Source organism: Actinopolyspora lacussalsi subsp. righensis, assembly GCF_900116555.1.
GTDB classification, from domain to species: Bacteria; Actinomycetota; Actinomycetes; order Mycobacteriales; family Pseudonocardiaceae; genus Actinopolyspora; species Actinopolyspora lacussalsi.
In genome coordinates, this window is record NZ_FPAT01000010.1 from 74,273 (window position 1) to 86,077 (window position 11,805).

General features: G+C 66.8%; 12 protein-coding genes. 11 read left to right on the forward strand and 1 reads right to left on the reverse strand.

Annotation, left to right across the window (positions count from 1 at the left end; genetic code table 11):
- Nucleotides 1-75 precede the first annotated feature (75 nt).
- From BM394_RS17155 to BM394_RS17170, 4 genes are read left to right on the forward strand one after another with little or no spacing between them, the layout of a single operon-like run.
- Entirely contained in the window at nucleotides 76-1,122 is a 1,047-nt protein-coding gene (locus tag BM394_RS17155) for a beta-ketoacyl synthase N-terminal-like domain-containing protein (protein WP_139235251.1), read from the forward strand.
- Nucleotides 1,123-1,174: 52 nt separating this feature from the next.
- A complete protein-coding gene (locus tag BM394_RS17160) occupies nucleotides 1,175-2,788 on the forward strand; it encodes an HAL/PAL/TAL family ammonia-lyase (protein ID WP_092979654.1) in 1,614 nt (537 codons plus the stop codon).
- The gene (locus BM394_RS17165; protein ID WP_092979655.1) at nucleotides 2,788-4,602 is read left to right on the forward strand and encodes an AMP-binding protein; all 1,815 of its coding nucleotides are present in this window, start codon (nucleotides 2,788-2,790) and stop codon (nucleotides 4,600-4,602) included. The genes BM394_RS17160 and BM394_RS17165 overlap by 1 nt, the downstream gene beginning before the upstream one ends.
- 8 nt (nucleotides 4,603-4,610) lie before the next feature.
- Entirely contained in the window at nucleotides 4,611-5,312 is a 702-nt protein-coding gene (locus tag BM394_RS17170; protein ID WP_092979656.1) for a 2-hydroxychromene-2-carboxylate isomerase, read from the forward strand.
- An 88-nt stretch (nucleotides 5,313-5,400) separates the two neighbouring features.
- Here BM394_RS17170 and BM394_RS17175 read toward each other — a convergent pair whose 3' ends face one another.
- The gene (locus BM394_RS17175) at nucleotides 5,401-5,649 is read right to left on the reverse strand and encodes an acyl carrier protein (protein WP_043571568.1); all 249 of its coding nucleotides are present in this window, start codon (nucleotides 5,647-5,649) and stop codon (nucleotides 5,401-5,403) included.
- Nucleotides 5,650-6,132: 483 nt separating this feature from the next.
- Here BM394_RS17175 and BM394_RS17180 point away from each other — a divergent pair, with 483 nt between their 5' ends.
- From BM394_RS17180 to BM394_RS17210, 7 genes are read left to right on the forward strand one after another with little or no spacing between them, the layout of a single operon-like run.
- Nucleotides 6,133-7,287 (forward strand): beta-ketoacyl synthase N-terminal-like domain-containing protein, encoded by a 1,155-nt coding sequence (locus BM394_RS17180; protein ID WP_092979657.1) that lies wholly within the window; start codon nucleotides 6,133-6,135, stop codon nucleotides 7,285-7,287.
- Nucleotides 7,284-8,222, forward strand: a complete 939-nt coding sequence (locus BM394_RS17185; RefSeq protein ID WP_092979658.1) for a beta-ketoacyl synthase N-terminal-like domain-containing protein — start codon at nucleotides 7,284-7,286, stop codon at nucleotides 8,220-8,222. The genes BM394_RS17180 and BM394_RS17185 overlap by 4 nt, the downstream gene beginning before the upstream one ends.
- Nucleotides 8,219-9,133, forward strand: a complete 915-nt coding sequence (locus tag BM394_RS17190) for an alpha/beta fold hydrolase (protein ID WP_092979659.1) — start codon at nucleotides 8,219-8,221, stop codon at nucleotides 9,131-9,133. The genes BM394_RS17185 and BM394_RS17190 overlap by 4 nt, the downstream gene beginning before the upstream one ends.
- On the forward strand, nucleotides 9,130-10,194 hold the full coding sequence (locus tag BM394_RS17195; protein ID WP_217643562.1) for a thioesterase family protein: 1,065 nt from the start codon (nucleotides 9,130-9,132) through the stop codon (nucleotides 10,192-10,194). The genes BM394_RS17190 and BM394_RS17195 overlap by 4 nt, the downstream gene beginning before the upstream one ends.
- A gap of 43 nt (nucleotides 10,195-10,237) precedes the next feature.
- On the forward strand, nucleotides 10,238-10,639 hold the full coding sequence (locus BM394_RS17200) for a 3-hydroxyacyl-ACP dehydratase FabZ family protein (RefSeq protein ID WP_092979660.1): 402 nt from the start codon (nucleotides 10,238-10,240) through the stop codon (nucleotides 10,637-10,639).
- A gap of 2 nt (nucleotides 10,640-10,641) precedes the next feature.
- On the forward strand, nucleotides 10,642-11,103 hold the full coding sequence (locus BM394_RS17205) for a 3-hydroxyacyl-ACP dehydratase FabZ family protein (RefSeq protein ID WP_217643563.1): 462 nt from the start codon (nucleotides 10,642-10,644) through the stop codon (nucleotides 11,101-11,103).
- A gap of 29 nt (nucleotides 11,104-11,132) precedes the next feature.
- The gene (locus BM394_RS17210; protein ID WP_175530146.1) at nucleotides 11,133-11,747 is read left to right on the forward strand and encodes a 2-hydroxychromene-2-carboxylate isomerase; all 615 of its coding nucleotides are present in this window, start codon (nucleotides 11,133-11,135) and stop codon (nucleotides 11,745-11,747) included.
- Nucleotides 11,748-11,805 lie beyond the last annotated feature (58 nt).

Genomic DNA, 11,805 nt, shown 5'->3' on the forward strand with positions numbered 1-11,805 from the left:
CCCGGTCCGCGGCACGGAGGGTGCCGATCGTTTTCGAAGGGCGGGCAGTTATTCGTGATTATCTCCGGGTTTTCCGTGATTTCCTCCTACGGTATCGGCTTCTCCGCATTCGAGTCGGGAATCGGTGACGAACGATGCGCGCTGTCCACAATTGATTCGGATGACGGTGGATCCGTTCCCGGGGTGGGGCGGGTCCCGGAATTCGACGTGCGTTCCGTGCTCGGCGACGACTCCGTCAAAATCGACAGGCTGGGCAGGCCAGCTGCCCTGGCGATGGGAACCGTCGGATTGCTGCTCGACGAGTACGACACCGAAAATACTGTCGCCGAGCGACGTGGCATCGTGCTGGGCGGTGCCATGATGACGGCGGATCGGTCGATGAGCATCATGCGGGAGTCACTGACCGGAGCGGCGCCGTACCACGTGGATCCCAAGCTGCTGCCCGGCAGCGCGATGAACTATCCGAGTTCGCAGTGCGCGATCCGCTACGGCCTCAAGGGACTCAACTCGACCGTGACCACGGGCAGGCTCACCGGGCTCTCCGCTCTCAACTACACGCGGCGGATGCACGCGCGTGGCCGCGCGGACGTCGTCCTGGCAGGCGCGGTCGAGGATCTCAACCAGCAGCGTTGTCGCCTGGTCGGGCAGGCTCACGGGCAGCGTCGCTCACCGCTCGGTGAAGGCGCGTGCGTCTTCCTGACCGAATCCGAGGAGTCCGCCCGGCGACACGGTCGCTCGAACCTGGTCGAGGTTCTCTCGCTCGAGTTCGGGACGGCGACGTCGGTGGAGTCGGTGGGTGAGGTGCTGGCCCACCGGATCACGAGGGCACTGCACCGTTCCGGACTGGTCGCCGAGGACGTGTGGGCCGTCGCCGTGTCCGCCCCGGACGGCCCCGCGCGGATCGAGGAGTTGAACGCCGTCAGCACCACGATCCGTGACCAGCCCAGGGTGTTCGCCGTCGATCACCTGATCGGCGATACCGATGGGGCGTCCAGCTGTTTCCAACTGCTGGGCGGACTCGTCCGGGCGAGACGCGATCCGGTTCCGGGCGGAAACATTCTTCTCGTCACTTCGGTGGATCCCGATGGGCAAGTCGGCTGCGGATTGTTCCGTATCCACTGATGTCCCGGAAAGAAATTCTTCACGGAGAACGAACAGTTACGCAGGGGCGCGCATGACACAATCGCTCGTTCCGTGCCAGCACGTCGGCAGCACGACGCTGGACGGTCACGACGTGGCACTCGAAGACATCGTCCGCCTCGCCCGGGACCCGCGGGCCGGGACAGTGGAACTGTCCGAGTGGGCCAGGCAGCGGATCGCCGGATCCGACGAATTCAAACACCAGCTCATCGACACCGGAGTGCCCATCTACGGAGTGACCTCGGGCTTCGGTGACAGCAACACTCGCCAGATCTCCAAACGGAAGTCCGGTGCGCTGCAGCACAGCCTGGTCCGTTTCCTCTCCTGCGGTACCGGGCCGTACGCGACACACGATGTGATCAGGGCGACCATGATCGTGCGGGCGAACTGCCTGGCGAGGGGATGGTCGGGCGTGCGTCCGGAACTGGTCCAGCTCCTGGTGGACTGCATCAACGAGCGGATCCTCCCGCGGATTCCGGAACGGGGATCCGTGGGTGCCAGCGGCGACCTGGTCCCGTTGGCCTATTTGGCGGGAATGCTGACCGGCGAGTCGACCGTCTGGCATCGCGAGGAGAGCAAACCGGCGTGGCAGGCGCTACGCGAATCCGGGCTGGAGCCGGTGTCGCTGGCGCCGAAGGAAGGGCTGGCGCTGGTCAACGGCACTTCGTTCATGTCCGGCTATGCCGTGTTGGCCGCGCACGACGCCGAACAGCTGGCCTACGCGGCCGAGGTGTGCACCGCGCTCGCTTCCCAGGTGCTGCTCGGAAACCCCGGACACTTCGCCGGTTTCCTGGCCGAGCAGAAGCCGCACCCGGGGGTGATCACCAGTGCCGAGACCGTCCGGAACATGCTGGTCGACGAGGCGGAGTACCTGGCCGGGCAGTCCGAAGCGGCTCCGGACGTGGACTTCCGGGTTCTGGAACGACCCATCCAGGATCGCTACTCGGTCCGTTGCTGTCCGCACGTCGCCGGGGTGCTGCGGGACACGGTCGACTGGGTGAACAAGTGGCTCGCGGTCGAGGTGAACTCCTCCAACGACAATCCGCTTTTCGACGTGCAGCACTCGGTCGTCCGCAACGGGGGCAACTTCTACGGCGGCCACGTCGGACAGGCCATGGACTCACTGAAGACGGCCGTCGCCAGTGTCGCCGACATGCTGGATCGGCAGCTCGAACTGGTCGTCGACGAGAAGTTCAACAACGGTCTTACTCCGAATCTGGTGCCCAGGACGGAAGCCGAGGACTACGAGGCCGGGCTGTGCCACGGGTTCAAGGGAATGCAGCTCACGGCCTCCGCCCTCACCGCCGAGGCGCTCAAGCTGACCAATCCCGCGACTTCGTTCTCGCGCTCCACCGAAGCCCACAACCAGGACAAGGTCAGCATGGGCACCATCGCCGCGCGCGACGCCCGTTCGGTGGTGGAGCTCGCCCAGCAGGTCACCGCGATTCACCTGATCGCGTTGTGCCAGGCCGTGGATCTTCGCGGAACCGAGGTGCTCACCAACGCCACTCGCGCGGTTTACGAACGGGTCCGCGGTGTGTCGGACTTCCTCGAGTGGGACAGGCCGCTGGACAGCGACATCGAGGCAGTGACCTCACTGATCACTTCCGGGCAGCTGCGCACCGCCGCGTTCGAAGGAGGTGCGTGATGACTCTCGCGACCTTCACGCACCACGACGTCCTGGACGAGGAACGGCCGGACGGCACGCGGGTGCTGCGCACCGCGGAACCACTGGCCGCGCACCCGGACTCGCTCGGCGAGGTACTCCGGTACTGGGCGGAGCGCACCCCCGATCGGGTCCTGGCCGCCGAGCGGGACTCCACGGGACAATGGTGTTCGTCGAGCTATGCCGACAGCTCGGCCCGCGCCCTGCGTATCGCCGCCTCGCTGCTCGATCGAGGGCTGGACGGCACACGTCCGGTGATGGTGCTGTCCGGAAACTCGCTCGAACATCTGATGATCACGCTCGCCTGCTACACCGTCGGCATCCCGGTTGTGCCGGTCAGCGTCGCCTACTCGCTGCGCTCCGGTGACCACGAGCGGTTGCGGGCCATTACGGAACTCGTCACGCCCGGGGCGGTGTACGCCGAGGACGGTGAGACCTACCGGCAAGCACTTCGCACGGTGGTATCCGCCACGGCGGGAGGCTGCGTCCCCGTCGTTTCGCGTTCCCCGGGGGAAGGGCAGCTCAGCTACGAGGAACTGTGTGACACCGAACCCGCCGAGGCGGTGTGGCGGGCACGTCGGGCGGTCACTCCGGAGACCGTGGCCAAGATCCTTTTCACATCCGGATCCACCGGTACGCCGAAGGGGGTGCGCAACACTCATCGGATGTTGTGCGCCAACCAGCAGATGCTGCGGCAGATATGGCCGTTCCTGGCGGAGGAACCACCGGTACTCACCGATTGGCTGCCCTGGAGTCACACCTTCGGCGGCAACCACAATCTCCACCTGGCGCTCTACAACGGCGGCAGCATCCACCTGGACGACGGCAAACCGAGCGATGCGGACTTCGAACGCACGATCGAAGCCCTGCGAGACGTTCCTCCGACCATCTGCGTGAACGTGCCCTCCGGTTATGCCATGTTGGCCGATCGCGTGGAACGCGATCCCGCGCTCGGTGAGCGGATCTTCTCCGCGGCGAGGATCCTGCTCTACGCCGGCGCGGACATGCCGGGGGAACTCCGTACCCGGCTGGCGAGGCTCGCGAGCACCACCAGCGGGCGCGACATAGCCGTGGTGTCCTCGTGGGGAGCGACCGAAACGGGACCCGCGGCCACCTCGACCCACGGGCGGGCCGAGTCCGGGATCGGCATTCCGCTTCCCGGCGTCTCGGTCAAGCTCGTACCGCACGGGACCGGGCTGGAAACCCGGGTGCACGGTCCCTCGGTCACTCCTGGCTACCTCGGCGGTCGATCGCTGGACCTCGACGAGGAGGGGTACTACCGCACGGGTGACCTCACTCGGTTCGTCGACGAGAACGTCCCCGGCCGGGGGTTGGTGTTCGAGGGCAGGGCGGCCGAGAACTTCAAGCTGAGCAACGCCACCTGGATATCCACGGCGCGAGTACGCCGCTCCCTGTTGGACGCGACCGCCCTCATCACCGATGTCGTACTGCTCGGTACGAATCGGCCTTACGTCGTGGCACTCGGTTGGATCAGCCTGGATCAGGCGAACGAGTTGCTGGGAACCTCCTCCTCCGACATCGCCGAGCTGCTCGGGCACGAGACGCTGCGAAAGGCGCTGGCCGAGGCCCTGCGAGAGGCCAACGCGGAGTCGGCTCCCTCCGCACGAGTGCGACGGTTCCTGCCGCTGGCCGGTCCGCCTCGGATCGAGGCGGGCGAGATCACCGACAAGGGTTATGTGAACGCGACCGCCGTCGTCGACAACCGGGCAGAACTCGTCGAGGCGCTGTACCGGGACCACGTTGCCCCATCGGTGGTCACCCCGATCGGAGAGTGAGGAACGAAATGCCGGAGGAACCACAGGCGAAGTTCTTCTTCTCGTTGCGCAGTCCGTACTCGTGGCTCTCCTATCTGCGGTTCGTCGAGTGTCACGGGGATCTGGTTCACAAGCTGCGGTGGATCCCCACCTGGGAGCCGGACGGGTCCACCGAGAGTGCGTTGCGCGCCGTGGGCGGTTCGGTCGTCTACACGGAGATGTCCCGTGCGAAGAACCTCTACATCCTGCGCGACGTCACGCGCCGCACCCGGGAATCCGGTACTGCGATGAAGTGGCCGCTGGACAGGCAGCCGGTGTGGGAGGTGCCGCATCTGGCGTACCTGCGTGCCCACGATCACGGGCGCGGAGCCGAGTACGTGGCGGCGGCGTATCGAGCTCGATGGGAACAGGGACGCGACATCTGCGATCGCTCGACGGTGGCCGAGATCGGCGAATCGCTGGGGCTGGATCCGGACGAGCTGGCCACCGCCTCGGACGATCCCGGGTTGCGCGAGCGCGGGGTACGGTGCTTGCTGGAAGTCGGGGCCGAGGAGGTCTTCGGAGTGCCGTTCTTCGTCACCGGTTCCGCCCGCTTCTGGGGAGTGGACCGCTTGGAGGAGTTCGTCGAGGAGGTCCGCTCTCCCCGGGTGTCGTCCGGGAGCACGGCTGACGACGAGTCGGGGCGAGTCACGTGGACCCTGGACTACGGTCACGCCGGGGGGTGTGGCTGAGGCGGAACAGGGGCTCACGACTCCGGTGATCACGACTCCGGTGCCCGCGTCGCCGACGCGGGCACCGGTTCGTCGTGCGGTGAGCGATTCATCCCATCTCGCGGTCCACGACGGTGTAGACGCTTTCCAGGTTCACCAGTCGCGGCAGCTCGGACTGGTCGATGGTTATGCCGAATTCCTTTTCGAGGGAGGCCAGAATCTCTATGGCTCGCAGCGAGTCCGCCTCGTGGTCCTCGATGAACAGGCTGGTGTCGGTTACTTCCCCCTGATCGAGTTCGAGGACCTCGCACACGAGTTCCTTGATCCGAGCGTGGCGCTCGTTCACCGAAGTCGTCATGTTCCTCGGTCTCCTGTTCTGTTCGAACCGCTTGTCGTGTCGGGACGGAATGTGGGATCTCATCGAGAAACCGGAAGGAATTCCTCGTGAATCTTCTGATCCCGTTCGAAGGGCCGGTACGTGATCCCTGTTGTACCGTTCCGGTGACGGAATCCACCACGCCCGTTTTCCTGCCGCTGCCGGAACCTGCAACGCTTTCCCGTCCCTTCCGGTGGTCGGATCGACTCCTGCGGACCGCCCGTCCGATGGATTCGGTCCGTCGAGTGCCGTGGGCAGCGAGGCGACGAAGTTCTCTTAGCACGGTGTCGGGCCGAACACCAACGCTCGTTGCCGCAAACGGAATACGCGCTGGACGCGACGCCCGTTTCGGGTGATTCTCCACTTCGTGCGATACGGCTCCGGAAACGGGTACACGTGCTTTTCCGACTCACGCTCGTCGTGCCTTCCGGGATTTCGGCACGACGGGGTGGAAGGAGTGGCCGAATGACGGTGGGAATAACCGGTCTCGGCGCGGTGGCCGGTGTCGGCACCGATGTCGACACCGTTTTCGAGGAGCTCAGCTCGGGACGGGACGCCCTCGCGGAGATGCGTGGATTCGACCGGACCAGGTACAACGCGCAGCGGTTGTTCGAGATAGACGATCGTCCCGCGCCCGGAGCGGACGTGCCGCGACGTGCGACCGGATTCCTGCTGCGGGTCGTCGAGGAAGCCCTCGCCGATGCCGGGATCGACCTCGACGGTTCGTACCCGGGACCGACCGGGATCCCGGTGCTGGTCGGAACCGGCCTCCGCGAGCTGCGCTCCGCCGAGCTCTGGTGGCGCGGCGAGGCCGAGTTCCGGGCCGAGCACCTGCACTTCGGCACAGCACTCCGCCGACGGCTGGGAGCGGCCGACACGCACACCCTCTCCGGTGCCTGTTCGGCTTCGCTGTACGCGCTCGCGCTGGGCACCGATCTGATCGAACTGGGAGAGGCCGAAACCGTCGTCGTGGCGGGTGCCGATGTGATCACCGAGAGCATGTTCGGCCTCACCGACAGGTTCCAACCGGTGCCGACCGAAGGACTGCGCCCGTTCGATCAGGAACGGAAGGGCGCCATCATGGGGGAGGGCGCCGCCGCGGTGGTGCTGCGCGCATCCGACCCGGTCGGTGCCGGTCCCCGAGCCTCGGTGCGTTCGGTGGGGATCAACTGCGACGCGCACCACGTAACCGCCCCGGATCCGGACGGTGTGGCGGAGAGCATTCGTCAGGCGCACCGGCGAGCGGCAGTAGAACCCTCCGAAGTGGACATGGTGATGCTGCACGCCACCGGCACTCCGATGAACGACAAGGTGGAGGCCGAGTCGCTGCACCGGGTGTTCGGGGGCAGCGTCGGTCGGCCGCTGGTGACCGGCATCAAGTCGATGACCGGGCACACCTCCGGCTCCGCCGGTCTGCTCGGTCTGGTCACGGCGGTGCGCTCGCTGGAAACGGGTGTGGTTCCACCGATCACGGGATTGACCACGCCGACGCCGGAAGCCGAGGGGATCCGGCTGGTGAGCGAGCGGTCGGCCACCGAGTCGATGTCGTTGGCACAGGTGCACGCCTTCGGCTTCGGCGGTGTGAACGCCGTGGCGATCCTGGAGGTGGCGGGCCGATGAACGTGATCACGGGAACGTTTCCGATGCTGCCGGGGGTTTCGGAAGCGGCCGATCTGCTGACCCGGCAGCCGACCGGCGACCGTGTCGATCCGGCCGCCGTCCTCGGAAGGAAGGGACTGCGCTACAAGGACCGTGCGACGACCCTGGGGTTGGCCACCGCGCTGCTGACACTGCGGGACGCCGAGCTGCTCGGTGACGACGGCGAGGTCGATCCGGCCACAGCGGTGGTGATCAGCTCGAACTTCGGGAATCTGGACACCGTCTGTCGGGTGGCTCGGACCATAGCGGACGAGACCACCCGTGGGGTGAGTCCGATGGACACCGCGAACGCGTCCAGCAACGTGATCGCCTCCGAGATCGCGATCAGGTTCGGGCTGCGCGGGCCGAACCTGACGCTGTGCAACGGCCCCACCTCCGGGCTGGACGCCGTGCGGTGGGCGAGTCTGCTGCTGCGGGCCGAACGGGCCGATCGGGTTCTGGTACTCGGAGCGGAACCGGACAACGAGACGGTGCGCTCCCTCACGGGGAGACAACGGTGTCTCGACGGCGCGGCCGGGATGGTCCTGGAACGCGTCGAGGCGGCGCGGGAGCGCGGCGCGCGGACGCGCGCGGGGTTGGTGAGCTGTGTCCGTTCGTCGGGCGTGTCCGAATGCCTCGAACTGCTGGGCGGGAACGCCCGAACTCGGCCCGACCTGTGGTTGGTGCCGGAAACGGACGGTGAATCGCTACCGGAGTGGTTGTTGCCGGGAGTGGCGCGAACCGATCTCTCCACCACCTGGGGGTCGGCCTCGGGCGCGCTCGGGGTGCTGCAGTGCGTGGCCGCCGTGGGCCGGTTCGACTCGGGAACGCACGGATCGGTCCATGCCGTAGCCGGAAGTGACGCGGACGACGCGAGCGCGGGCGTCGTCCTGGAGTCGGCGGGAGAGTACCGGTGAAAGGCGAAGAACCGGAACCGATCGAATCATCGGAGCGGGGAAACGGTGCCGAAGCGGCCGTGCGACTGCATCGGACGGGGGAGACGGAACGTCCGCGTCGCCGCGTGCTGCTGCTGCACGGACTGTCCAACAGCGCGGCGGTGTGGAACGCCGTGTCGCGGGGTTGGCCGGAGGACACCGAGGTTTGGGCGGCCGATCTGCCCTGGCGGGGTGGCTTCGACGCGACGTGGTCGTTGACCGGAGACTCCTCCCGGTGGCTACGTACGGCGATGGGACTCGTTCCCGGTGGGCTCGATCTGGTGGTGGCCCACTCGTTGTCCGCCAGCCTGCTGCTGGACGCGTTGGGCAACGGTTCGCTCGATCCCGCCGAGTACGCCGCATCCGGTCCCGGAGACGTCGAACCGTGCCGGCGGAGACCACCGGGAACCATGTTCGTCTCCCCCTTCTACCGTCCCGATCCCGGCGATTTCGAGTGGGAGTCCATCGCGAGCTCGCTGCACGATTTCGAACGAACGATCCGGGACGGCATCCGACTGCACGCGGGAGGGCGCCTCTCCGACGAGAAGTCGGAGGAGCTCGGACGACTGATGTGCCGCAAGATCGGGCCCTACGGCTGGTTGAGCTTTTTCAACCTGTATCTGAGCACCCCCTGGCTGCTCACCGAGCGGATCACCTCGCCGTGTCGGGTGCTGGTCGGCGATTCCGACGCGGCAGCTCCTCCGGAGGAGGGATTCCGGCTGGCCGAGAACCTGCCGGACGCGAGTGCTCGGTCGCTTTCCGACTGCGGTCACTTCCCGATGATCGAGGCTCCCGAGGAGTTCGTAGCCGTCGCGAGTCGATTCCTGGCCGAACTGGACGACACAGGGGCTCCGCGAGCCGTCCCCGAAACACTGAACGAGGTGAGCGCATGACCGCCGTACCGACTTCGAGTACACCGGAAACCACCGAGCACGACTCCGACGGGCGATGGGACGAAGCCGTCCGGACACTGCTGGAGACCAGCGGCAGTACCCGATCGCGTCCCGGCTACGAGGGGTGCACCGTCAGTACCTCGCTCGGTTTCCGACACATCAACTACCTGGCGGAGGCCGCGGTGCTGGAGCACTTCCGCTCCGCCGGGCTGGCTCCGGGGATGCTCTACGACGAGTTCGGGCTCGGGTTGGACGTCGTCCACATCGACACTCGGTTGCCGAAGAACCTGCACGTGGACGATCTGGCCACACTGTTCGTCAAGCCGGTGCACACTCCGGACGACACGCGGATGCGGTTCGACGTCACCTCCACGGTCTCCCGTGCGGGGCGGTCCGTCACCAATGCCAGGAGCACACTCGAAGTGCTGCTGCGGGTGGAGCCCGGTGTCGACGCGCGGTTAACCGTGCCGGCCGGGCTCAAGCGGTTCGTGACCGAGCGACTGGGCACGGCCGAGCCGGTCGAACTCACCGTGGACCCGGCGCCGCGTCCGGATCTCGGCTCGGGACGCGGCACCACGGTGGGCCGGGACTCCCGGAGGGATCCCGTGCTGGACGAGTTGATCGGTGAGAACAACGCGTTCGGGTGGAAGTGGCGAGTGCCCTACTTCTACTGTCACTTCGGTGATCGGATGCCGATGTCCGGTTTCCTGCGGCAGCTCGAGGAAGTCGTCGATCTGTTCCTCGCGGATCGGGGACTCGACGTCAAACGCGTGTTGGACGAACGGCACTGGATTCCGGTGGTGACCCACTCGCGGCTCGACCTGCTGGACGAAGTGCGGATGGAAGAGGACCTCTACACCGTCTACACCGTGGAGGAGGTGTTCAAGAGCCTGCTCTACACCTCGCGGATGGACTGTTACGTGGTTCGTGACGGGCGGCTGGTGCCCACCGCCACCGGGCGAATCACGCACGGTTACATGACCCAGCGGTCCAACGGAACGTGGGAGCTGGTCACCTTCGACGAACCGACGCTGCGCGCCCTGTCCGGAGAACACCGGTGATCCCGGGAACCACGGAGCCGCACACCGTCCTCGGGAGCTCACGGTGAACAGCACGATCCGGACCTCGGTCTCGCCCGTAACGGCACCGGTGCGGTTGGACGAGCCCGCGGAGCTCGGCCACCCGGTACGCGCGGAGATCGATGTCGCGCCCGAGGAACCGGTCTTCGCCGGCCACTACCCCGGTTTCCCCGTCTTCCCCGGGGTGTGCGTTCTCGACCTCGTGCACCGGACGGCGGTGCGGGCGGGGCCGCCGGGACGGAGCGTAAGGCTGAACGGAGTGCGCAGCGTCAAATTCGGCGCCGCGGTGTACCCCGGTGATCACCTGACGATCGAGCTGCGTTGGACCGAACCGACCGGACGGGAAGAGCCCTGGTCGGTATCCGCCTCGGTCCACCGTGCCGAGCTCGCCGTGGCCAACATGCGGTTGTCGTACCGGGAGGAGTAGTCGTGCTGTCCGTCCAACGGATCCGTGCCCTGCTGCCGCACCGCTATCCGATGCTGCTCGTCGACCGGGTCGTCGAGGCGGTACCGGGCGAGAGGCTCGTGGCGCGCAAGGCGGTCACGATCAACGAGCCTTGCTACGCCGATGTCGCGGACGACACGGACCCGAGGTACCCCGCCTCGTTGCTCGTCGAGTCCTGGGGGCAGTCGGCCGCGCTGCTCGCCGCGCTCGGTGGTGAACGAGCCGGAGGATTCGGTGACAAAGTGTTGCTGTTCGGCTCCATGGCCGGAGCGGAGTTCCACGGCGACGTCCATCCCGGCGACGTGCTGGAGCATCACGTCTCGCTCTCCCGCGAAGCGGGCGACACGTTGTTGTTCGAAGGACACACCGAAGTGAGCGGCAACCGAGTGTTCGAGTTGGAACGCGCCGTGCTGGCCCTGCGCCCCTCGGAAGGGGTGCTCGGCTGACCGGCCGGAATGTGAACTGCGAGGAGAACGTGAACACGAACGGCAACCGAGCTCGCTGGTATTTCTCGTTCCACAACCCGTACTGCCGGTTCGCGTTCGAGGAGCTGAGCGAATCCTTCCCGGAACGGTTCCGAGCGATCGAGTGGTTGCCGGTGTGGGACACCGCGGACACCGCGCGGCGATGCGGGCGGCGAGTCGAGCTGCCCGTGGGTGAGATGTCGGCCGCCAAGGAGCGCTATGTGTGGCAGGACGTGAGTCGGATCGCTCAAAAGCGTGGTTTGACGATGACCCGGCCGAGCGGGGGATCGGGGCGTTGGGAGGTCCCCCACCTGGCCTATCTCGTCGCCGAACGCCACGGTCGTGGTGTGGAGTTCGCCGGCGCGGTTTACCGGGCCCGATGGGAGTGTGGCCGCGATGTGTGCGCCACGGAGGAGATAAGCGGTATCGCCGAGGAGTTCGGCTTCGGTTCGGAGGTGCGACGTGCCGTTTCCGACGATGCCCTCCTGAACGAACGGGCCGGGAGTGTTCTCGAACGGGCGGAACGCGACGGCGTGTTCGGCACCCCCTTCTTCGTCGTCGGTAGGGAGAAGTTCTGGGGTGTGGAATGGCTACGGAGCTTCGCCGCGATGTTGGGTGATGGCTAGCGGGTGGCTCGTCCCGTCGGATCGCCTTCCACACCTCCCGAGGCGGGCTCGGTACCCG

Coding starts and splice junctions, on each gene's coding strand:
- BM394_RS17165 (WP_092979655.1), top strand. CDS start 2,788: ATGACTCTCGCGACCTTCACGCACCACGACGTCCTGGACGAGGAACGG.
- BM394_RS17175 (WP_043571568.1), bottom strand. CDS start 5,649: ATGACGACTTCGGTGAACGAGCGCCACGCTCGGATCAAGGAACTCGTG.
- BM394_RS17185 (WP_092979658.1), top strand. CDS start 7,284: ATGAACGTGATCACGGGAACGTTTCCGATGCTGCCGGGGGTTTCGGAA.
- BM394_RS17195 (WP_217643562.1), top strand. CDS start 9,130: ATGACCGCCGTACCGACTTCGAGTACACCGGAAACCACCGAGCACGAC.
- BM394_RS17160 (WP_092979654.1), top strand. CDS start 1,175: ATGACACAATCGCTCGTTCCGTGCCAGCACGTCGGCAGCACGACGCTG.
- BM394_RS17180 (WP_092979657.1), top strand. CDS start 6,133: ATGACGGTGGGAATAACCGGTCTCGGCGCGGTGGCCGGTGTCGGCACC.
- BM394_RS17170 (WP_092979656.1), top strand. CDS start 4,611: ATGCCGGAGGAACCACAGGCGAAGTTCTTCTTCTCGTTGCGCAGTCCG.